This is a genomic window from Deferrivibrio essentukiensis (assembly GCF_020480685.1).
Classification (GTDB): Bacteria; Chrysiogenota; Deferribacteres; order Deferribacterales; family Deferrivibrionaceae; genus Deferrivibrio; species Deferrivibrio essentukiensis.
The window spans coordinates 1-22577 of the sequence record NZ_JAJAFU010000024.1; the positions used below are offsets into that span (position 1 = coordinate 1).

General features: G+C 35.4%; 17 protein-coding genes and 1 pseudogene. 4 read left to right on the forward strand and 14 right to left on the reverse strand.

Annotated elements, in window-relative coordinates; genetic code table 11:
• Positions 1-31: 31 nt before the first annotated feature.
• A pseudogene (locus tag LF845_RS10245) lies at positions 32-352 on the reverse strand (transposase); the annotation flags it as partial.
• A gap of 20 nt (positions 353-372) precedes the next feature.
• On the opposite strand from LF845_RS10245, the gene LF845_RS10250 reads away from it, so the two are divergent.
• Positions 373-885: a hypothetical protein gene (locus LF845_RS10250; protein WP_242820923.1), complete on the forward strand. Its 513-nt coding sequence runs from the start codon at positions 373-375 to the stop codon at positions 883-885.
• A gap of 80 nt (positions 886-965) precedes the next feature.
• On the opposite strand, the gene dmpI is transcribed toward LF845_RS10250, so the two are convergent.
• The 7 genes from dmpI to LF845_RS10285 form a co-directional block, all read right to left on the reverse strand.
• The gene (gene dmpI, locus LF845_RS10255; protein ID WP_242820924.1) at positions 966-1160 is read right to left on the reverse strand and encodes a 4-oxalocrotonate tautomerase DmpI; all 195 of its coding nucleotides are present in this window, start codon (positions 1158-1160) and stop codon (positions 966-968) included.
• Between the two features lie 21 nt (positions 1161-1181).
• Positions 1182-4409, reverse strand: coding sequence for a SpoIIE family protein phosphatase (locus tag LF845_RS10260; protein ID WP_242820925.1), 3228 nt, complete (start codon positions 4407-4409; stop codon positions 1182-1184).
• Positions 4402-4596: a hypothetical protein gene (locus tag LF845_RS10265; protein ID WP_242820926.1), complete on the reverse strand. Its 195-nt coding sequence runs from the start codon at positions 4594-4596 to the stop codon at positions 4402-4404. The genes LF845_RS10260 and LF845_RS10265 overlap by 8 nt, the downstream gene beginning before the upstream one ends.
• Before the next feature lie 114 nt (positions 4597-4710).
• Complete coding sequence (gene hypD / locus LF845_RS10270) at positions 4711-7074, reverse strand: trans-4-hydroxy-L-proline dehydratase (RefSeq protein ID WP_423220582.1); 2364 nt, start codon at positions 7072-7074, stop codon at positions 4711-4713.
• Positions 7075-7117: 43 nt separating this feature from the next.
• Positions 7118-8002 carry a glycyl-radical enzyme activating protein gene (locus tag LF845_RS10275; protein ID WP_242820928.1) on the reverse strand — a complete coding sequence of 295 codons (885 nt, stop codon included), beginning with the start codon at positions 8000-8002 and terminating at the stop codon, positions 7118-7120.
• The gene (locus LF845_RS10280; RefSeq protein WP_242820929.1) at positions 7999-8664 is read right to left on the reverse strand and encodes a GntR family transcriptional regulator; all 666 of its coding nucleotides are present in this window, start codon (positions 8662-8664) and stop codon (positions 7999-8001) included. The genes LF845_RS10275 and LF845_RS10280 overlap by 4 nt, the downstream gene beginning before the upstream one ends.
• A 121-nt stretch (positions 8665-8785) precedes the next feature.
• Entirely contained in the window at positions 8786-9439 is a 654-nt protein-coding gene (locus LF845_RS10285) for a YkgJ family cysteine cluster protein (RefSeq protein WP_242820930.1), read from the reverse strand.
• A 57-nt stretch (positions 9440-9496) separates the two neighbouring features.
• Here LF845_RS10285 and LF845_RS10290 point away from each other — a divergent pair, with 57 nt between their 5' ends.
• From LF845_RS10290 to ispG, 3 genes are read left to right on the forward strand one after another with little or no spacing between them, the layout of a single operon-like run.
• The gene (locus LF845_RS10290) at positions 9497-9976 is read left to right on the forward strand and encodes a metallophosphoesterase family protein (protein ID WP_242820931.1); all 480 of its coding nucleotides are present in this window, start codon (positions 9497-9499) and stop codon (positions 9974-9976) included.
• Positions 9977-9986: 10 nt separating this feature from the next.
• Positions 9987-11330 (forward strand): NAD(P)/FAD-dependent oxidoreductase, encoded by a 1344-nt coding sequence (locus LF845_RS10295; RefSeq protein ID WP_242820932.1) that lies wholly within the window; start codon positions 9987-9989, stop codon positions 11328-11330.
• Between the two features lie 5 nt (positions 11331-11335).
• A complete protein-coding gene (gene ispG / locus LF845_RS10300; protein WP_242820933.1) occupies positions 11336-12391 on the forward strand; it encodes a flavodoxin-dependent (E)-4-hydroxy-3-methylbut-2-enyl-diphosphate synthase in 1056 nt (351 codons plus the stop codon).
• Positions 12392-12718: 327 nt separating this feature from the next.
• On the opposite strand, the gene LF845_RS10305 is transcribed toward ispG, so the two are convergent.
• The 6 genes from LF845_RS10305 to LF845_RS10330 all read right to left on the reverse strand — a co-directional run bounded on the left by LF845_RS10305 (position 12719) and on the right by LF845_RS10330 (position 22568).
• Positions 12719-14935 (reverse strand): molybdopterin-dependent oxidoreductase, encoded by a 2217-nt coding sequence (locus LF845_RS10305; protein ID WP_242820934.1) that lies wholly within the window; start codon positions 14933-14935, stop codon positions 12719-12721.
• A 15-nt stretch (positions 14936-14950) separates the two neighbouring features.
• Complete coding sequence (locus LF845_RS10310; RefSeq protein ID WP_242820935.1) at positions 14951-16891, reverse strand: FAD-dependent oxidoreductase; 1941 nt, start codon at positions 16889-16891, stop codon at positions 14951-14953.
• A gap of 189 nt (positions 16892-17080) precedes the next feature.
• Positions 17081-18364: a TIGR04283 family arsenosugar biosynthesis glycosyltransferase gene (locus LF845_RS10315; protein ID WP_242820936.1), complete on the reverse strand. Its 1284-nt coding sequence runs from the start codon at positions 18362-18364 to the stop codon at positions 17081-17083.
• Entirely contained in the window at positions 18361-19887 is a 1527-nt protein-coding gene (locus LF845_RS10320) for a mercuric reductase (RefSeq protein ID WP_242820937.1), read from the reverse strand. The genes LF845_RS10315 and LF845_RS10320 overlap by 4 nt, the downstream gene beginning before the upstream one ends.
• A 2-nt stretch (positions 19888-19889) precedes the next feature.
• Positions 19890-20543, reverse strand: a complete 654-nt coding sequence (locus LF845_RS10325; protein WP_242820938.1) for a TVP38/TMEM64 family protein — start codon at positions 20541-20543, stop codon at positions 19890-19892.
• The gene (locus LF845_RS10330; RefSeq protein ID WP_242820939.1) at positions 20544-22568 is read right to left on the reverse strand and encodes a methyltransferase domain-containing protein; all 2025 of its coding nucleotides are present in this window, start codon (positions 22566-22568) and stop codon (positions 20544-20546) included.
• Positions 22569-22577: the final 9 nt, after the last annotated feature.

Here is a 22577-nt window from a genome sequence, read left to right on the forward strand (position 1 = left end):
AATTGTGTCACCCATCCCCCTTGAAATATTTTTATCCATTAAATGCCTCCTCAAGAATATCTGAGTACCTTAATTTTTTTTGCTGATATTTCAAGCTCTTGTCATTAAAAAATATATATAAAAACTTATTGGCGCTCTCTTCAGAATGAAAATAGCCCCTGACCCTAATATTATCCTTAAGCTCCTTAAAACACCTTTCAAGCCAATTAGTCGTTCTAAAATAACTTCTTACCTTAGGGTGAAATTTAAAAAAGTAAGTGTAATTATTTATTTTATCTCTTATGTTGTTAAAATACCTATAAAGCTTGCTCCATTTGTTGATAAAAGCAATAAGCCTGTCTTTAGCATCTTCTTAAACCCAAAGTATTTAAGTTGGACCCTGATAACCATACTGTCTTAGATAGTTTTGTCCCTGATTCTGACATTAAAATAAATGGCCTGGTTGGCCACAACTTAATTAATTTATTGAGTGAAAGTGAATTTTTTTGCTATAAAATTGATAAATTTTTAACCAACATACTGGAACTTATAATAAACAAGGTAAAAAACAAAAAATATTCTTTCAAAACTATTTTTACAGCTTACGCCAATAACGAATTAAAAATGTTAGAGATAAGGTTTGATTTTATAGAAGACTATATTCTATCATCCATAAGAAATGTTGCAAATATTGAAAATAGAGAAGAATGGGAAAAAAGGCATGATACCGGAGAATTTGTAAAGATATGTGCCTGGTGCAACAAAATTTTTTACAATTCAAAATTTCAATCTCTTGATAAAGTAGTTTACGAAACTGACTTGTTTGAAAGGGGGGTAATTCCTACATTCACCCACGGAATATGTGGGGAATGCAAAAACAAGGTCTTTGGCGAATATCTGAATTAATTATAATTCCGTAACTAAAGTTATGTAAGTCCAACGGACATATTTTAGCCAAAAAGCTTTAAATATGCCCGTTTTTTTGCTTATTTCCTGTTTTTATCAATAATGAGTCTGCCACCTACACTTACATTTTGCGGCTCATTTTCCCTGATAAGAATAATTATTGACTCTTCTGGCATATTAAAATAGCTGGCGGTGGTTTTGGTTATTTCTTTTACAAAATCTCTTTTCTTCTGAATATCTTCCACCTTTGGACCTTCAATTGTAATAATAGGCATTGGACCTCCTTATACAAATTTTTATTTAAATTTTACTTTAAATGCTGTCATGGTAATGTCATCATTTTGGACTTTTGACCCCCTAAAATTTACTACATCATCAAAAATTAGTTTAAAAAGACCATTAAGAGATTCCTCGCGAGAATTTACGAGCGTATCTTTAAGCCTCTTAATACCGTAAAACTCCCTTTTATCGTTTTCAGTTTCAATTATCCCGTCAGTATACATAAATACAACATCATTATCCTTCAAAGTATATGTCATTTCTTTATAGCTTATATCTTCCATAAGACCCAGCAAAGGATCACCAAAAATGAGCTCCTTAATCTCTTTTCCTTGCTGAAAAACAATAGGTGGATGATGACCGGCATTGGAAAAGGTAATTGTCCCGTTGTTGATGTTAACCCGCATATAAATCATTGTAATAATAAACTCAAGCTTTGTGAGGTCTCCATAAATCTCTCTGTTCAGTATTGACATAATTTTTGCTGGCGTAATGTTTTTTTGAAAATTTATTATCGACTTTATTATACTTCTAAGCTCAGTCATAATGAGCGCTGAGGCCACATTATGGCCTGAAACATCTGCAATAACCACATCAAAAACACCTTCTCTTATTTGATAAAAATCATAATAATCACCACCTACAAATTCAGAAGGGTAACATACACCAAGCATCTGGACACCATAAACTTCAGGGTATTTTTCCGGCAATAACGATTTTTGAATTTGCTTGGCAATCTCAAGCTCTTTTGCAACCTCTCTCATCTTGATAATCTCTTCAGTCTGATAGTGATTATTAATCATGTAAGCCATTTGATTGGCGATACTCTGCAAAAGACTTATCATCTCCTTGCTGAATAAATTTTTAAAAAGCTTGCTATAACATGTTATAATTCCATGCACTTCTTCATTTATAATAAGAGGGATATGGGCAAAAGATATAACACCATGTTTTTTTAAATCTATGGAAAATTCATTAAGTTCAATCTGATTTATATCATTGACAGCAAGAGGTATTTTTTGGACGGCAGCTTTTCCGATATATGACCTTTTAGGGTCAATTAACCTGTAACTTGTAAGAAGGCTTGAATTAAGCTCGCCAGCATAAGAATATACTGCCAATACTTCCCCTATTTTTCTTCTCAATATCACAAGGTCAAAATGGAATGTGTCCTTAATTATCTCAAGTGCCTTAAAAAGTTTCGTCTCCAATGTATTTACACTCGAGAAAATTCTCGAAATATCAAGTATTACATTTAGTTCAGAGATTCTTTTCACAAGTGTCTCTTTCGATTCTCCCACTCCATAGGAAAGTAAATCCTTAAATACATCTATTACTTTTGTCTCACCTTTACCCTTTATTTGTGCATAAGATTCAAATATCAATTTGGCAGCTCCTGGCCCTACTGCAGAAGAAAGCATCTCTTCCGCCTTATCCCTCAGCGTGGTCACTTCGGTCATATTTAAGTTTCCCCTGTTTTTATTGATTGTCTGAAGATAAGCTGTAATCTTTTCCTGAGAGGTCTTTTTACCAAAAAAGTTATTCAATATACTTTCAATATCATCAACAGTTAAACCTTCTATTACCGAACGCTTTCTGGCAATATAGCCAAAAGAAAATGAATCCACACAAAGGGAAGCAGTTTCAGATTCGACAACACTTTTTTCGCTCAGAGATGACACAAGCACAATACCTGCAATATTAAAAGCAAGACTCCAGAATAAGCTGTGACTCCAGATATCAAGAGTGTCAAGTCCAAATAGGGCTGTTGGCCGTAAAATTTTAACTCCAAAAAGGCCATTCAGTATTATGTTATAGTCTATCACCCCTGACTTTGCCATGTATGGAACTATAAGTGTATAAAACCAGAATAAAAAACCCAAAGATATCCCCGCCAATGCCCCTTTCTCATTTGCATCCCTCCAAAAAATTCCAAAAATTATGGCCGGAGCAAATTGAGACACAGCAGCAAACGATGTAAGGCCAAGATTTACAAGCGAAAATGAGCTGCCAACTTTTACAAAATAATAGTACCCTACCATTACTACAAAAAGGGTTGCTGCCCTCTTTAGGTGAGGAATAATCATACCCAAATTGATTTTGATAACATACCTTACGATAAATGTAAGAATAAAGTTATTTATAAACATATTGGCAAGACTCACAGAAGTAACGATAATCATTCCTGTGGCTGCTGAAAGTCCGCCAAGATATACGAGAATTGCTAACAGATAATTTCCATTTTCGATAAGAAGTCCCATTGAATAATAATCCGGATTGCCTCCCCCCTCAAACTTAATCAGTCCGGCAAATGCGATGGGTATTACAAAAATGTTTATTACGAAAAGATATAATGGAAACAAATACATAGATTTTATTATGTGCTTTTCATCCGTATTTTCGATAACCGCCATATGAAACTGCCTTGGCAAAAACATTACGGCAAACATACTCATTACAATCAGCGCAAGCCACTCGCTGCTTGAAACATTGCTGCCACCTATTTTGAAAACTGTATCAAGCTTCCCTTTTATAAAAGGGCTTTGAGAGTTAACAACCTGGCTCAAAATATCCCTGAAACCATCGTACATAAAATAGGTTATAAAAATACCCGCAATAAGAAACACAATAAGCTTTATTATCGATTCAAATGCTATTACCCCGACAAGGGAAGGGTGTTTTCTATGGTCGCCAAAATGTCTTGTCCCAAAAAGAGCACCAAATATACCTATAATTATCGATACATAAAAAGCAGTATCCTTAACTAATAATGTCTTGGTCCCAAGGTAGGGGGTATTGTAGGCAATAAGAAAAATTGTTTCATTTATCGCTTTAAGTTGAAGAGAAATATATGGAATTACACCTATTAAACAAAGCAGTGTCACAAGTATTCCAAGTCTTTTGGACTTTCCATATCTAAAACTTATAAAATCCGCCAAGGATGTAATACTGTGATTTTCCGCAATTCTGACAAGTTTTCTTAGAAAAAACCACCAGGTAAATATAATAAGCGTAGGTCCAATGTAAATTGCCAGAAACTCTATCCCATTTGATACGGCTCTCCCAACTGAGCCGTAGTATGTCCATGTTGTGCAGTAGACGGCCAATGTAAGTGAGTATACGTAAGGGTTACAAATATATTTACTATTTTTTATATACAATTTTTCAGAAATATATCCGACTATATATAGTAAAAACAGATACAAAAGAGTAATAAAAAAAACAACCTCAAAATTATTACTCATCATCTATCTTCCTTGAAAATATATATACGACAATTATAGATACAAGCCAGCCTGCAAAAAAATAAATATATAAAAGTGGATAGCCAAAAACAAATATTTTTTTATCAAAAATTGAAATAAAAGGATAATTTATAAGTACAAATCCAAGAAAAAAAAGAAAAAGCCAAAATATAACCATTCTGCTCATGCAAAAATTATAACACAAGCTTTTTTAAATTTTAAGCTAATTATGTCTATTACAAATTTTATTTGCCTCCCTATGCTTTTAAAAGTATTGACACAATTTTAAACATTTGCTCAATTATACAAATGACTCATGTTCCGTTCTTTCAATTATTTCATTTTTCAATTTGTCGTTAAGATTGCAAAAATAATCGCTGTATCCTGCTACTCTTACTATCAAATCTCTGTAGTTTTCAGGCTTTTCTTTTGCTTTTTTAAGAGTCTTGGCATCTATGACATTAAACTGAATGTGATGCCCATCAAACATAAAATATGTTCTAACAAGCTGCATCATTGCGGATAAGCCTTTTTCATCTTTTATTAAAGAAGGGGTTACTTTCATATTCAAAAGTGTCCCGCCGGTTTTTAAATGGTCCATTTTGGAAGCAGATTTAATAACTGCTGTTGGACCATTGACATCTGAACCCTGAACAGGTGATATCCCTTCAGAAAGTGGCTCAAAAGCCTTTCTGCCGTCAAATGTAGCTCCCACTACAGAGCCAAAGTAAACATGTACTGTTGTCGGAAGCATATTAATTCTGAACTGCCCCCCTTTATAATTAGGTTTGCCATCGACAAGACGATAAAACACTTCAAACACGTGTTTCATAATCTCATCTGCAAGTGGCTCATCATTCCCATATTTTTTTGTTTTGTTTTTAAGAATGAGCCTCTGGACTTCATAACCTTCAAAATTGTTTCTCAAGATTTCGATTACCTTACTTTTTGGTATAATCTTCTTCTCAAAAACGACATCTTTAAGTGCCGACAAAATGTCAGTTATTGTACCGATTCCCACCCCCTGAATATATGAGCTGTTATATTTTGCCCCACCAGCGTTATAATCTTTTGCATTTTTTATGCAGTCATCTATCAAAACTGACAAAAATGGCGCAGGCATCTTTTTGGCGTAAATTTCCTCTATTGCGAGATTACCTTGTAATTTTATATCCAAAAAATATTTAAGCTGTTTTTCAAAAGCATTCATCAGCTCATCAAAATTTTCAAAGTCATCAAAATAACCTGTTTCAAGGCCAAGCCTTTCTCCAGTCAACGGGTCAACGCCGTTATTCATTGTTATTTCAAGTACTTTTACCAAATTAAAATAACCGGTAAGTGTATAGTTTTCCTTTCCAAATGCTCCTGACTCCACACATCCGCTCGTCCCTGAGAGTCTCGCATCCACAATATCTTTCCCCTGTCTTAAAAGCTCCTGAATCACCGCATCAGCATTAAATATTGCCGGTTGCCCAAATCCGGTGCGAACAACTTCAAGTGCCCTTTTCAAAAAGCTGTCAGGATTTTTTTTGCTAATATGCACACTTGCATTGGGTTGGACTATCCGCATTTCCTCCACTACATCAAGCAGCAAAAAGCTCAAATCATTTACAGCATCCTGCCCATCTTTATCCACTCCACCAAAATTTATCTGGGCAAAATCTGTATAAGTGCTGCTCTCCTCCGCGGTAACACCTACCTTTGGTGGTGCAGGATGATTGTTAAATTTTACCCAAAAGCATTCAAGCAGCTCTTTTATCTCCTCTTTTGTAAATACACCACTCTCGATGTCTTTTTTGTATAAAGGGTATAGATTTAAATCAAGTCTGCCAGGACTGAATGCGTCCCATCCGTTTAATTCAGTTATGACACCAAGATGGATAAACCAATAGTGCTGCAAGGCCTCATAAAAATTTCGTGGGGCATTTTCAGGGACATATTCGCAAATCTCAGCAATTTTAAGCAATTCTTGTTTTCTTATCGGGTCTTTTTCTTGAAGCGACATCTCTCGAGCTTTCTTTGCATGTCTTTTTGCATAATTAATGACCCCTTCGCATGCAATTTTCATCCCTGTAAGCTCGTCCAACTTTTCATTGTACTCTTCATCTGACTTATCAAGAGATGAAATACTGTCTTCAATGTCATTTATAAAATCTCTCAGCCCTTTATCATAAATCTTCCCATCTGCTACAGTATGCCCCGGTGCCCTTTGCTCCATAAACTCAGTAAAGATTCCAGCTTTATAAGCTCTTTTCCATTCTTCACTAACCTTTTCAAAAATCTCTTCTCTAATAGTTTTGCCTTCCCAATAAGGGATTATCTCCTCTTCATAAATTTTAAATGCCTCATCACTTACTTTGTAAGGGAGTTTCTCTCTTGAATTTAAAATTTGTAAATCACCCAAAGAATGTAGAGAAATTTCAGGGTAGCTTGGAGTAGCTTTTGGAAATTCGCCCCTTTCGCCGACAATCAGCTCATCCTCCCCGATATAAATAGCTTTATTTTCTAAAATATATTTTAACGCCATCCCCCTTTTGGTAGCTATGCCAATTTTCTTCCCTTCAACCGATTTGTAAAAGTCGGTCAAAAGTTTTGCTCTTTCGAATGAAAAGGTTTCTTCCGCTTCAAGGCTAAATTTTCTGAGCCTCTTGACCCTTTCATTCATTCCACGCTCATAATAATCCTGTCTAAAGCTTATCACTTTGCATTCAGCTTGCTTCTTCATAACTCACTCCCAATATACTTGATTTCTCTTTTTTATAATATTTGTCAGGCTTAGCTAAATTATTTAGAGAATATTCCATTTCACAAAGCTCATATTTTCCTATCATTGTATCGTGATAAAAGACCGGCTCTAATATTATATCCCCCTTGAGCGATTCAACAAATTCCCTAATAGATCTCAGATTATCTTCATTGTCGGTAAGTGTCGGGATAATCGGGACTCTGACTATTATTTTTACTCCAGTCTTAGACAAAAGCTGCAAATTTTGCAAAATCAGACCATTTTCAACACCAGTGAGTTTTTTATGCCCTTCATTCTCAAAATATTTTATATCGTAAAGAAATATATCAGCAAATTCAGACACATGTAAAATCCTTTCACTTGCAGCATACCCGCTTGTATCAATTGCAATATTTATATTTTTCTCTTTAAGAGTTTTCATAGCTTCTATCAAAAAATCATACTGCATTAAAGGTTCGCCGCCACTAAAAGTGACTCCTCCGTTGCTGTCGTAAAAATCAATATCTTTTTTTATAATTTTTACCAAATCAGGTACTGTGTAATATTTTCCAACCGATTTTATACTCAAGGATGGACAAACTTCTTCACACTTCAAGCAATATTTGCAACTGCTTCGTACAATCCTGTTGTTTCTGAAAATTAAACCGTTTGTGCTACAAGAAGAAGCACATAATTTACAACCGATACATTTATCCCTGTAATAAAAGAACTGGGGTTTTGGACTTTGGCTTTCTGGATTGTGACACCATAGGCACTTCAAAGGGCACCCTTTCAAAAAGACTGTCGTCCTTATCCCCGGCCCGTCGTGAATACTGTATCTTTTTATATCAAAAATTAACCCTTTCATTCTGTTTCCGTATAATATTTTAAAATATATTTAAGCTGATATTCAAATGACCAATGAACATTTTTTATAAATTTTGCAGCAAGGGCAAATTCCTTTTGTTCCAGTAAATTTATTAGTTCATCATGCTCTACAACAGAATCAAGCTCCCAATCCTTTACAAACTCCTTCTTGCGAGGGAAATCGTACAATCTCTCTTTAGCTACCCTTATCGTCTTTAGCATAGTTTTATTTTCCGTTAGATTTATATAAGTATTATGAAAATTGAGATTGTTTTTGTAATATTCATCAAAATTATCATTCTTCAGAGCATCTTTCATGCTATTATTATATTTTTCCATGGCATCTAAGTGATCACCTGTCATTTTATTACCGTATTTTTCAAGAATATAGCTTTCTGCTGAGGCTATAACTTCGTAATACCACTTTATATCTTCCAAAGTTAGTTTGGAGACAATTATCCCTTTTCTTGGCAAAATATTGACAAATCCATCCACCTCAAGTTGAAGAAGAGCATCCCGCAGTGGTGTTTTACTTATATTAAATTTATCTGCCAGGGCATTCAGGTTTATTGTGTCACCGCTCTTTAGCTCTCCACTGTTTATCATCGATTTTAAATATTCATACACCTGTTCCCGAACAGAAAGTAGGTTCAACACACTCATAAAACACCTTTATAATACTATATTTAAAGATATCTGATATATCAGTTGCAGTCAATATTTTTTTGGAAATTCACTTGATTCTTTTTTAGCAAAATTAAAGAGAATTTCGATTAGATTCTTACTAATCTTCAATGTTATCAATATATTTTTTTAGCCATACAGTTAATTTTTTACTTTTAACTTCGACATCATTCTCACCGAGAAATTCATAAATAGCATTAAAAAGGGTAATATAAATATCTTTAACATATAGGTTAGATATGATTGGAACATTTTCCCCAAACGAAGCGGCTGCTATAACTTCTTTGCAGCTTTCAGCACTTATAGATGTAACCGAGCGGCAAAGTATAGGTCTTACCGGGTAAATACTGCAACTTGCATTTTCATCCAAAAATACACACTTTCTCCTGATTGAAATCCTCTCATCATCATCCAGACCAACAACCATTATGTAATTTTCCTGTATCTTTGCTTTAAGCTCTACCCTTTTGTTTTTATCAAAGTGTTTATTTACATAATCAATAATATTTTTAATTTCAGGCTCAAGAGTTGCAATATTCAATATACAACAGTGTCCACAACCTGCCTTGCAGTCAATCTCTTTGAGGTTAAACTCATTGTGATTTTCACGAATGATATTGTCGCAAATTGACAAAAGCTTATTCAGTTTTTCTTCAAGCGGAATATTGTAGTTTAACACTTCATCAAATTTGTTTTCTAATACTTTCAAATCAAAACCACCCATATTAAAAGTATACATTATTCTTACTGTCATTCAAGTTTATTTAAAAAATAAGTTGCGAAATAGATTATTTTGTGCAAATTAAAAATAATGAAAATAACCGTAATTTCAGATACACATACTGATTCGATAAAAAATATACCTAAAAAACTTTTAGACGACATAGCCTTATCAGATGCTGTTATACATGCAGGAGATATAGTAGGTTATACCCTGATTAAAGAATTAACCCTAATAAATCCTCTCATATACCCGGTAAAAGGGAATACTGACCCCTATCTCCCCGATTTACTTCCTAAAAAGAGGGAGCTTAACTTCAACGGTACAACAGTAGGAGTTATTCATGGTGACGGCTCACCATTTGGACTTGAGAATCGACTTTTATATGAATTTGAAAATACAGATTTGATTATTTACGGTCACACCCACAAGCCGTTTTACGGAAAATTTAGAAAGCAGTATCTTTTAAACCCCGGAAGCCCTACAAATAACAGATGGACTGATAAAAACAGTTATGCTATACTGACCATTGAAAATAAAGCTTTCTCAGCTGAAATAATTTATTTATGAGGTAATTGATATGAAAGTAGCTATAATTGGTGCTGGTAGCGCAGGGATGTTTGCTGCCTACGAACTTATGAACAAAAAAGGGGTACAAGTCGACCTTTATGAAAAAGGGGCAGATATAAAAACTCGTACCAGAAAGGAAATTATGTCAGGATTTGGTGGTGCCGGAGCATACTCAGACGGTAAACTTACCTTAACTACCGAGTTTGGAGGATGGTTATCAGATTTCATGCCTGAGAGTGAGCTAAAAAATCTTATTGATAGGGCTGACAAAATATGGGTTGATGTTAGCGGCGTCTCTGAAATTGACACAAAATCTGATTATGAAAAAATAAAAGATTTGGAATATCTCTGCTCGAGGCACAGCATGAGACTTTATGCAGCAAAAATCCGTCATTTAGGTACTGATAACTGCTTAAAGTCAATTTTTAATATCTATGATAAATTTGAAAATTCAGAGAATATAAAAATGTATTGCAGCACAGGTGTTGCAGATTTAATAGTCGAAAATGGTGAAGCTAAGGGGCTTATAACAGAGTCAGGGGAAAAAAGATACTACGACAGGATTATAATTGCTGTTGGCAGAAGCGGGAATCAATGGATGCAAGAAATGGCGATTAAATACGATATAGAATCGGATATCAACCCTGTAGATATAGGCGTGAGGGTTGAAATACCAAAGTCTGTTTCTGACAATTTTACGGAACAACTGTATGAATTTAAAATAAAGTATTATACGTCTGAGTTTGAAGATGAAGTCAGGACTTTTTGTGTAAACCCCGGCGGTTTTATTGCACAGGAAAAGAATCAAAACAACCTGATTACAGTAAATGGGCACAGCTATAAAAACAAAAAAAGCGAAAATACCAATTTTGCGCTTCTTGTTTCAACAAAATTTACAGAACCTTTCAGAGAACCTGTAAAATATGGTCAGAATATTGCATATCTGGCAAATATGCTAAGTGGCGGCTCGATAATAGTTCAAAGGTTTGGGGATTTGTTACGAGGCAGAAGGTCTACAGAAAGTAGAATCCGCAAAAACTTTGTAGTCCCGACACTTAAAACTGCAATGCCGGGAGACTTATCTTTTGTTTTACCTTACAGATACCTTACAGATATAAAGGAAACCATACTACAACTTGATAAGGTTATGCCGGGGATGGCTGACCCTAATACACTTCTTTACGGAGTAGAAGTAAAATTCTATTCTCTTAGGATAAAGGTTGACAACAACCTAAAATCAATAAACCTGAAAAATCTCTACTGTGTTGGCGATGGCGCGGGGATAACCAGAGGTATTATCCAGGCTTCAGCATCAGGGCTTGTGGCAGCTGATGACATATTAAGCTCAATATAAACACTATGACAAGAAGATATACCAAAACCATAAACGTGGGGAATGTTAAAATCGGGGGGGATTCCCCCATTGTTGTCCAGTCCATGACTAATACAGACACAAGAGATGTTTTGAGTACGGTAAGTCAGATAAAACTTCTTGAGGATGCAGGCTGTGAAATTATAAGGGTAGCCGTGCCGGATGAAGAAGCCAGTAGCAAACTAAAAGATATAAGGAAAAACATTAATATACCACTAATTGCCGATATACATTTTGACTATAAACTTGCCATAAATTCCATTATTAATGGAGCAGATTGTGTAAGGATTAATCCGGGCAATATTGGTGGATTTGAAAAGTTAAGAAAAGTTGCTGAAGTTGCCAAAGATTACAATGTTTCTTTGAGAATAGGTGTAAATTCAGGCTCTCTTGAAAAAGATTTGCTAAAATCTTACGGTATTTCTGTTAAGTCTATCGTAGTTTCAGCATTAAGAAGTGTTGAATTTCTTGAAAGTATCGGTTTTACTAACTTTAAGGTTTCCCTAAAAGCAAGCAGTGTCCCTTTAACTATTGACTCTTACAGAGCCTTTTCAAAACTGACAAGTTACCCCCTTCACATTGGCGTTACAGAGGCCGGGACAACTTTTGCAGGTGCAATCAAATCGGCAATAGGTATAGGTACACTTTTATCTGAAGGGATAGGGGATACCCTAAGAGTCAGCCTGACCGGTGACCCGATAAAAGAGGTTGAGGTCGCCTATGAAATACTTAAATCATTAAACTTAAGAAATAATGGCCCGGAATTTATATCCTGCCCCACATGCGGACGTACCGAGATAAATCTGGAAGAGCTCGCTGTCGAAGTTGAAAAAAAGCTTAAGCACATAAAAGATAACATTACTATCGCCGTAATGGGTTGCCCTGTAAATGGTCCCGGAGAAGCAAGGGGCGCAGACTACGGTATTGCCGGTGGTAAAGGGGTTGGTCTTATTTTTAAAAAGGGTAAAATATTAAAAAAAGTAAAATCCGAACACATCCTCGACGAATTTTTAAAGGTATTAAAGGAAGATAATATTTTATAATTTAAAAGTCCGTTGCACAATTATTTTGATTTAAAAACGAACACAGAAAAAGCATGCCTTTTTTTAAACCGCATAAGGCACGAAAAATCACAGCGATTTTTTATTAAACTCTCTATAAATTTAAATGTTTTTTTCTGTTCTTATCTTGTAATTTTTATCGTTTAGCACAAAGTACTAACGTTGAACATTGAACGTTGAACCTAACTTTACTATCACTACCCTCTATACTTTTATTTGCCATATCAGATAACTGTTTTTAAAACATCTTTACGTACAAAAAATTAAAGCCCCTGAAAAAGGGGCTTTTTTATTTGAATATTTTAAGAATTAATTCTTTGGAATAAGGACTACACCTTTTGCCACAGAACTATTTAGAGTGCATTTACCATCAAAGCAAGCATCATCACCGCTTATAATCTCACCTTTTACATCAAAATAATACTTTCTGTATGCCTCACCATCTTTCTTTTCAAGTGCGGCTTTTCCTGTAAGAAGCCCGTTGTGATACCTTTCATTAACAATAAGTTCCACAGTCCCTTTAGGAAACTCTTTATAACTAAACTCAGTCTGCGAATATCCGCTTTGTACCACATTATAAAGGCAACCGTCTATTTCTCTATATTTTATTTCAGGGAATCCGAATTTACCTGAAACAAGGTTATCAAAAATCTCATCCGCACTTTTTGGTAATGTTACACCCTCTGCAGCACCAATCTCACTTAAAATCTCATAAGCCGAATAAGCACCATCAGGTGCATCAATTATCTTTTCAGACTTTATCAACCTGTTATCTATTGTTACAAAAGTTGCTTCCTGCTCAAGATAGCTCTTTAAAGGAAAGAAAAAGTCTGCATTTCTCGAAAGGTTATCAGTAAACATGCCAAGACTCACTAAAAACTCAAGATTAACAGCATTTTTCTGTATTGTTTTGTATAGCTTACCTACATTAAACGTATCAAAACCAACTGTCACAAGCGCCTTAATTTTCCCTTTTCCAAGTTCATCAAGGAAAGATGCAGAAGAATAACTGTCACCTATTACATTTAAAGCAGTAATAAAGTTTGATTTATCACTTGTAGTTATAAAGTTATAGAGTTTATCTTTACCGCCTGCATAGTCAAGAAATGCAAATACAGACTTAATTTGTTTTTCAGCCTGAATATACTCGTTACCAACAATAAACGAAATCTTTTTAGCATTTTTTATATAATCTCTGATATCTGCATACAGCCTGTCATTATTGCTCTTTATCTTTTCAAATACGCCTGCAAAATCACCGTAATCTGCCTTTAACGTTGCATCAGCCATATATTCATATTCACATTCAGTCAAAGTGATGGTAACAAGCTTGCCATCATTTTTGGTGACAGCATTCATGATATCCCATTTTACACCTAACGATTCTCTCTTTAAGTCAGCGCCAATAACAAATGTAAGTTCAGAATCTCTTAAATTTTCAAGTTTACCAATATTACTATAAGTATTGAATTTTTTGAAATACTCACTGAAGTATGCACCATACTCAAGCATAATGTCTGTGGTAACTTTACCATCAGCAATTTTATCCGCCAAAAGTTTAGTAGCCACAATATCTTCAGTAGAAAGACTACTGCCGACTAAAAATGCCACAGAGCCTTCACCGTAATACTCTTTTACCTTATCAAGCTTTTCAGCAACTGCCTTTACAGACTCATTAAAATCAGCCGTCTCAAGATTATTGTTAACTCTTTTCAAGGTGTTTGTAACCCTTTCAGAATTATCGGTATATTTAAATGCATATCTTCCCAACGAGCATATAAACCCATTGTTTGCTGAAGTAGCTCTATAAATCTCACCTTGATGAAGACCATATTCAACCTTACATCCTACAGGACACATGGTACACACACTTTGTGCCTTATCCAAATCCCATGATCTGACGCTATGTTTATAAGGCTTATCAAGAAGTGCTCCCACAGGGCAATAATCGACGCAAATCCCGCAAAAATCACAACTGAGATTTGCGCCGTCTTTTGTATTTATAATATTCTCAAAACCCCTCTCCTGGATTTCAAGAGCACTGCAACCTGCTACCTCGTGACACAGCTTTACGCACCTTTCACAAAGTACACAAAGATTTGCATCATGGATAATCATTTCCCAGTCAAATTTAGGTTTGTTTGGTTTTTCTGTTTTAAATGTTTCCTCTTTTATCCCAAACCCGTATGCCGTATCTTGCAACATACATTCTCCGGCCTTGTCACAAACAGGACAATCAAGCGGGTGCTTCATAAGGACAAATTCCATCATTTTTTTTCTATTTTTTACGACTTTTTCCGTATCGGTTTTAACCTTCATCCCATCAAGTGCATATGTAACACAGGCAGCCACAGGTTTGCCGACCCCTTCAATCTCAATAAGACAAAGTCTGCAAGCACCTGTAGGTGTGATATGTTCAAGATAGCACATCACGGGAATATCTATTTCATTCCTTCTGGCAACATCTAAGATTGTTTCCCCTTCTCTAAAATCGTAAGCTTTATCGTTAATATATATCTGCCCCATATCTATACCCCAACTTTAATTTTCTAATCCAACCATTGCCATTCTAACACACCGTAAACAACGCGTTGCTTCAAGATAAGCCTGCTGCTCTGTATAAGGTTTTTCAATCTCTTCAAAATGCTTTATCCTTTCCTCAGGCGACAGCTTGGCCTGATGTACTCTGTGTATAGTATGTGGTTCACAAACTATCTCTTTTTTATCAAATACTTTATTTTTATAAAGGGTTAACTCTAATTTCTCTTTATCAGTAAGATATACATCCCCTTCCATCATATACCTATCCATCATAATTGCAGCCCATCTTCCTGCACCTATCGCCTTAACTACTGTGTTTGGACCCCATTCACAGTCTCCGGCGGAAAATACGCCCGGAACATCGGTCATATATAAATCCTCTTTTACACTAATCGTATTCCATTTAGTAACCTTTATACCATCTTCCTCTTTCAGGAAGCTTAAATCCGGAAATTGTCCAATAGCAGGAATTACTGTATCACACTCAATTACAAAGTTTGACCCAGGGACAGGTTCAGGTTTCCTACGACCTGACTCATCAGGCTCACCAAGTTGCATCTTAATACACTCAAGCCCCACGACTTTCCCATCTTTTGCAATTATTTTAACAGGGTTAATCAAGAAGTGAAATTTAACTCCTTCTTCCTCTGCATCCGCTACTTCGTAATCCTCTGCAGGCATCTCAGCACGAGAACGCCTGTAAACAAGATTAACATCAGTAGAACCTAATCTTATTGCCGTCCTGACACAGTCAATAGCAGTGTTACCGCCACCGACCACGACAACTCTATTTCCAATCTTTATCTCTTCACCAAGTGAAAACTTTTGGAGAAAATCTATACCACTTTCAAGGACACCTTCGTAGCCGTCCTTTTCACCTTCAACACCCATATCTCTGCTTTTAAACGCTCCAATGGCAATTAAAACACTATCGTAATCTTTTTTGAGGTCATCAAGGAATATATCTCTACCAAGCTTTGTATTATACTGTATCTCTACACCGAGGGATTGAATAATTTCAACCTCCCTTCTTAGTAAAAATCTTGGCTCCCTATAATCAGGAATTCCCACAGCTACCATGCCACCTGGCTCAGGTAGCATCTCATATATTTTAACTTTATGACCAAGCTGTGCCAAGTAGTAAGCAGCCGTAAGGCCGGCTGGCCCGGCACCTACAATTGCAACCTTTTTATCTGTAGGCTCTCTATAAATTGGAATTTCAGGTTTTTTGTGGTGATAATACTCATAATCCCAAGGTGTTCGTTTTAATACCATAATACTTACAGGCTCATCAACAAGCCCTCTTCTACAATTTGCCTCGCAAGGATGAGGGCAAACCCTCCCACAAACACCCGGAAGCGGCATTGTTGTCCTGATTATTGCAAGAGCTTCTAAGTATCTTGCATCTTTTATAGCTTCAATAAATTCAGGGATTTTTACGTTAGCAGGACAGCCTGCTGTACAAGGAGCGGTCAAATGCTTCACATATTCTATTTCTTTATCTTTATTAGATGGATTTTTTAAATCTTTAAAATGCTCAATATATCTCATAACAGGAATTACAGCTGTAGGAGCAACTGTACATTTAGCAGATTCGTTGATAGAAACCGCCATATCATATACATCATCAAAACTTGCGTCTTCATCCCCTCTTATAATCTTTTCGAGCCCTTCAGCCACAAGACGTGTACCCATACGACCGGGGAAACATCTACCGCAACAGCCGTAATCACTGATTCTGTACATGTAGTTTGCAAGTGCCTGTAGTACGTCCGCACCTTCTTCAAAAACTAAAAAACCATCCCAGTTAACAAAGACATCGAGCTTTTTGCCATTAAAATTTTCGTCAATCTTTATGGGAGCTTCGGTCCACTCCTCATGAGGTTTACCTCTGTTATCTATTACTTTGTCCTTAAAAACTCCAAAGAAAACTTTAGCCATATAACACTCCGCTATCTATAGACTTTTATTAAACACAAAAACTCTAACTAACTCTTAAACTTAAACCTGCAAACACCTTTATTACCAACTGAAAACGGTATACTGTATACAATTCGTATAACACAAAATTATTTCAATGTCCATATTTTTATTTCCCCCAACTTAAAACATTTTTCTATTTTAGGAATCTTACCTTATGGGAAAAAGAGGATTTTTCCCGGATAAATATGCATCTTTTATACGGTTAAGGTCATAGCCTAAAAAGGCGGACAAAAGTACGCATTGATTTAAATATGTAGTTTTCAAAGCTCCATACTTTTTCCATCTTCTACCAGAGGTTTGCAGATATTCATCAGTGCAGGCTATTTTTCCACAACTTTTAGCCTTTTTAACAAAAAACAAATCCTCCATGATTGGAACATCAGGGAAAGAGCCCAACTTAAAAAAGTCATTCTTTCTGATGAAAAACCCTTGATCTCCATATGGTTTTTTAAACAGATTAGCTCTGATATTTGTTCCAAACTCAATAATCTTTTTCCCCGTAAAATCTTCCGATATTTTAAATTTAAAAAAACCAAGCAATACTTGCTTCTTCACAATAGTTTCCCTTATACAAACATCCCAATTATCCGGTAAAACTGAATCTGAATGCAAAAATAGCAAGATTTCACCAGTTGAAATTTTTACTCCTTTATTCATCTGTAATGCTCTTCCGGGCTTAGATTTAACTACAATCACCCCTAAATCAAGTGCTTTTTTTACAGTATTATCACTACTTCCCCCATCGACTACAATTGTCTCTACATTAAAGCCTTCATTAGTTTGTTGAATAACTTTTTCAATGTTATCTTCTTCGTTTAAAGTGGGAATAATAACGGAAATTTTTTTAGGGATATCCTCAAATTCATCAACATCATTTAATTCTTTGAGTAATTTATAATCTTTAATCTTACTAATAGTCTGATTTAATACTTTTTCACTCCCCCAGTCTATGTTTTCAAAAAGCTTTGGATTAGGCTTATTTAAACCAATTAAATAATAACCACCATCTTTGGCAGGTCCAATCACGCAGTTATTTTTTTCAAGAGATTGAAATGCTTTTAAAATTAAATCAGCTCTCAAATCAGGGCAATCACTTCCGATTATAACAATCTTGCTAAATCCACTTTTAAAGCCTTCTTCAAAGGCATTTTTCATTTTCTCCCCTAAATCATTATCAACTTGCTCAGAATATTCAATACTACTCCCAAGCCAATTTTCCATATCAGCTTTTGTACCGCCAAAATATTTAATTTTAAAAGGGATTTTGGTTTTTTTAACCTGAGAAACTACAAATTCAGTCATCATCTTTTGCAGATTTGCAGCATTAATAGCGCCAATTTTAGGAATTAGACGAGTTTTTGCCTTGCCGGGGACAGGATATCGGGTAAAAATTATAATAAGTGAGTCATTTTGTTCAGCAAATAAAGTCATCTTCTTTGAAACTTAAACCACCATTTTAAAATCTTTGCAACTCTTGGTGTAAGTCTACTTTTATTATATAGACCTGACACACGTTTTATAGCTTCACTCTGAGTAGGATAAGGGTGTATTACATTTGCAAGCTTTCCAAGTCCGATATTATTAACAATTGCGATAGTAAATTCATTAATCATTTCACCTGCATGTGCTGCAACAATAGTTGCCCCTAAAATTTTGTCAGTCCCTTTTTTGACCATTACCTTAACAAAACCTATTGTTTCTCCGTCAGCCTGAGCCCTGTCATTTTCATTCATATCAAATTTGAAATGCTCAACCTCAATCCCTTGACTTACAGCCTCTTCTTTATACATTCCCACATGAGCAACTTCAGGGTCAGTATAAGTGCACCAGGGCATAACAAGAGAGCTTAAACGTTTTCTCCCTTTAAAAAGGGCATTTTGTATCACAATCTGAGCTGCTGCATCTGCCGCATGAGTAAATTTCCATTTCATACAACAATCCCCTGCAGCATAAATATTTTTATTTGTAGTTTGTAAATAATCGTTAACCTTAACCCCTTCCCTTAAATCATAATCCACATTAACCATATCAAGATTCAGCCCTTCCACATTTGGAGCTCTCCCCGCAGCAGCAAGGATTTCATCAATTTCAATATTTTTTGAGCTACTTCCATCTACAGTTTGAACAGTGACTAACTTTTTACCGTTTTCTAATAGTTTTACTTCAGCTACTTTTGAGTTAGTTAAAATCTCAACGCCATCATTTTTTAAAACATCTTCTATTATTGATGCTGCTTCAATATCCTCTCTTGGTAAAATTCTTGAATGTTGAACAATTGTCACTTTTGCTCCAAATCTTTTAAAAGATTGAGCAAGCTCACATCCGATAGGGCCTCCACCAATTACAAGAAGATGTCCGGGAAGTTTTTGAAGATTAAAAATATTTTCGTTTGTCAGATACCCACTTTCTTTTAACCCCGGTATATTTGGAGCTACAGCTCTTGCCCCTGTGGCGATAACGGCTTTTTTAAATTTTAAAATCTTTCCATCAACTTCAATTGAATTATCTCCGACAAAGTGCCCTTTTCCTAAAAATACATTTACGCCAAGCTCAGAATACCTTTTTACAGAATCGTTATGGCTTATGTCTGCCCTTATCTTTCTCATCCTTTCCATTATTTTTTCAAAATCTAAACTTGAGAAAGTATGGTTTTCAAAACCATACTTTTCGGCATTTTTTATTATATGTGCCACCCTTGCTGATTTAATAATACTTTTTGAAGGGACACAGCCAACATTCAGACAATCGCCGCCCATCAAATCTTTTTCCACAAGAGCCACTTTCCCGCCCAATGAGGCAGTTATTATCGCACTTATAAGCCCCGCAGTACCAGCACCCAAAACAACAAGATTATAAATTGGCTCAGGTTCAGGATTCACCCAGTCTTTTGGATGAACATTGCTCAAAAGTTTTTCATTATAAATATCTTTTGGTGATAGATTAAGGCTGCTCATATTTATTCCTTAATTTTACTCTTTGCTTTTTTGACAAGCAAAAATAGGATTGCAAATATCAGTAATACCACAGCTACAAGCACCCAGGGGATTTTACCTTCCCTGATTGCAGTAGTTACAGCATCCGTCCCAACTACATAAAGGACTGTCCCGGGCAGCATACATATAAAAGACCAAAAGACGTACGTCATAAAAGGTACTTTTGTAAGTCCGAAACCATAGTTAAGGAGATTAAAAGGGAAAAGCGGAACAAGCCTTGTAATAGCTACAATTATTGCTCCATTTTTCTCAGTCATATCATCTAATTTTTTAAACTTTTCACTTTTTGACAAAAGTGATACTACAAAATCCCTTGCAAAATATCTTGAAATCAGAAAGCACAGCGATGCGCCAATGGTTGCTCCAAATATAACCGTCACAACCCCTACAATCGAGCCAAAAATCGCTCCTGCCATTATGGTCAACGCAGAACCCGGGATTGCCATCACTGTTGCTAAGGCATAAACTCCCATAAAAATAATAGGTCCTAAAGCTCCTTTTGAGGCAACCCACTCTCTAAAATCACCAAACTTTTCTGAAAGCCCATAATATTTACCGGCAAAAACAAGCAATAAAATAATCAGTGTGGCAAGCAGTAGCTTTAGATATTTTTTCATTTAACAACCACAGGCATTTTTCGGTTCATCATTATTTTGTTTATCATCACCACAATCAAATAGCCCATAATGGATTGAACGGTCACCAAACACTTTAAAATGTTTTGCGTATCTTGTTTGAGATAGCATTGATGCTGTATTGCCACATACTAGCATTGGTTTGCCTTTTTCAAATATATGATGGTCATCTAAAATAAAAGAATTAGGCTCTTCTGTTATTGTGCCGAGATAAGTGGCAACCTGCCCATAATCTTCACATTTATCTTCTAAATCATCTATTTTAAATACCCTTACTGTTTGGGAATAAAGTTTTGCCAATCCTACCTTTTGCTTTATTTCTTGATTTGTTATTTCTATCTCTCTCGATGAAACAACTCTTACGTCAGGATAGCCAAGCTTTGTTACAGCTCTTCTGAAATCTTCAATATAAAAAGCTCCAGCTATACATTCTCCTATAAGCACAGGGTCTGTTTTTAATTCTTCAGGGATTCTTCTTGACGCAAACACATCAGAGAAATAGAGTTCACCGCCTGGTTTTAAAACCCTAAAAATTTCTTTTAGAAGTTTTGATTTATCAAAGGAAAGGTTTACCACACAATTTGATATCACTATATCTACTGAATTATCCTCTATACCTAATTTATCAAGCTCTTCAATATAACCTTTTTTAAACTCGATATTAGGTTTTTTAAAACCAAATTTTTCAGTCATTACATCTATATATTTTTTAGCCACATCAAGCTGCTCATCAGTCATATCAATGCCGATTACTCTGCCATTTTCGCCCACAAGTTTAGAAAGAATATATGCGTCTCTTCCTGTGCCACAACCAAGGTCAATTACTGTGCAACCTTCTACTGCCAGAGGAATCGGAGAGCCACACCCATAAAATTTATCCAAAATCTCCTCTTCAATATCCAAAAGTATACTTTTTACATAGTCAGGAACCGACTCGGTAGAGCAACAAGCTGATGTTTTTAAATCATATTTTGTCTTTAAAACCTTACCATAGTACTCTTTTATATCATCTTTATTCACAGCTGCTTCTTTCGTAATCATACCTTCCTCTCTTTGCTTTTTGGCTATTTTACTGCTTAATTGACTACACAACACCCCATCAGAATAGCATATAAAACATCTATGATGCTTAAGAGATACTTTTGCCTGCATTGCCTCTTTAAGTGTGCTGCCCAAATCATATTGTTCGTCATCATCTACCAAAGTGCATGCATAGACACTTACTTTACCATCTTTTTTCAAAACCATTTTGCTGTAACTACACATTAAATTTTCTATCTCTTCATCACTTTTGGTGGAATAAAGCTGGGCTTTTGTTATTTCAGGTACTTTTACTTCAGCATTTGGTCGCTTTAAATCCACAAAAGATACAATTTCCATTGTTTCAAGTAGTCCTGACTGATTAAAAAGTTTCACAAAGTTTTCATTTATATGCGAAGTAGATTCATTTGCTGCAGACTGACAGGCAACTGATACGTTAAAGCCAATTTCATGCAATTTTTTCAATAATTCAAGAGAAAGCCTGAATTTATCAGCCCCCCTATTTTTATCGTGCAGTGCCTCGTCATAAGAATCAAGGCTTATTCTAAAAGTTAATTTATAAGGTTTGTTGACAAAAGATTTAATCTTGTCTAAATTTTTAAGTAGTGGTTCAGTAGCATTTGTCAAAACCAGACAATCCTTGAAATTAAGCGCATAGTCAAGTATCTTAATAAACTCTTTATTTACAAAAGGTTCACCACCGGTAAAAGAAAACCTTTCTACACCTATCTCCAACGCTTCCTCTATAAAAGGTTTAATATCAGAAAGTGTCAGCTGCTCTATCCTGTTGTTGTTGGGTGATGAGCCTTCAAAGCAAAATGGACACCTCAAATTACAAATTGTTCCCGTGTGAAACCAGAGCTCTTTTAACTTAGCCGGTTTTACGTATGCCCTCATCTCCCCATTTTCAGTAAAATTCCAGCTATAGTCTTTTAAGCGATGTTTCTCATTTAAAATTTCCTGCATCTTACCTCC

What these genes read in the sequence shown, in the direction of transcription:
- dmpI (WP_242820924.1), bottom strand. Translation starts at nt 1,160, where the DNA reads ATGCCTATTATTACAATTGAAGGTCCAAAGGTGGAAGATATTCAGAAG.
- LF845_RS10260 (WP_242820925.1), bottom strand. Translation starts at nt 4,409, where the DNA reads ATGAGTAATAATTTTGAGGTTGTTTTTTTTATTACTCTTTTGTATCTG.
- LF845_RS10265 (WP_242820926.1), bottom strand. Translation starts at nt 4,596, where the DNA reads ATGAGCAGAATGGTTATATTTTGGCTTTTTCTTTTTTTTCTTGGATTT.
- hypD (WP_423220582.1), bottom strand. Translation starts at nt 7,074, where the DNA reads ATGAATGAAAGGGTCAAGAGGCTCAGAAAATTTAGCCTTGAAGCGGAA.
- LF845_RS10275 (WP_242820928.1), bottom strand. Translation starts at nt 8,002, where the DNA reads ATGAAAGGGTTAATTTTTGATATAAAAAGATACAGTATTCACGACGGG.
- LF845_RS10280 (WP_242820929.1), bottom strand. Translation starts at nt 8,664, where the DNA reads ATGAGTGTGTTGAACCTACTTTCTGTTCGGGAACAGGTGTATGAATAT.
- LF845_RS10285 (WP_242820930.1), bottom strand. Translation starts at nt 9,439, where the DNA reads ATGACAGTAAGAATAATGTATACTTTTAATATGGGTGGTTTTGATTTG.
- LF845_RS10290 (WP_242820931.1), top strand. Translation starts at nt 9,497, where the DNA reads ATGAAAATAACCGTAATTTCAGATACACATACTGATTCGATAAAAAAT.
- LF845_RS10295 (WP_242820932.1), top strand. Translation starts at nt 9,987, where the DNA reads ATGAAAGTAGCTATAATTGGTGCTGGTAGCGCAGGGATGTTTGCTGCC.
- ispG (WP_242820933.1), top strand. Translation starts at nt 11,336, where the DNA reads ATGACAAGAAGATATACCAAAACCATAAACGTGGGGAATGTTAAAATC.
- LF845_RS10305 (WP_242820934.1), bottom strand. Translation starts at nt 14,935, where the DNA reads ATGGGGCAGATATATATTAACGATAAAGCTTACGATTTTAGAGAAGGG.
- LF845_RS10310 (WP_242820935.1), bottom strand. Translation starts at nt 16,891, where the DNA reads ATGGCTAAAGTTTTCTTTGGAGTTTTTAAGGACAAAGTAATAGATAAC.
- LF845_RS10315 (WP_242820936.1), bottom strand. Translation starts at nt 18,364, where the DNA reads ATGACTTTATTTGCTGAACAAAATGACTCACTTATTATAATTTTTACC.
- LF845_RS10320 (WP_242820937.1), bottom strand. Translation starts at nt 19,887, where the DNA reads ATGAGCAGCCTTAATCTATCACCAAAAGATATTTATAATGAAAAACTT.
- LF845_RS10325 (WP_242820938.1), bottom strand. Translation starts at nt 20,543, where the DNA reads ATGAAAAAATATCTAAAGCTACTGCTTGCCACACTGATTATTTTATTG.
- LF845_RS10330 (WP_242820939.1), bottom strand. Translation starts at nt 22,568, where the DNA reads ATGCAGGAAATTTTAAATGAGAAACATCGCTTAAAAGACTATAGCTGG.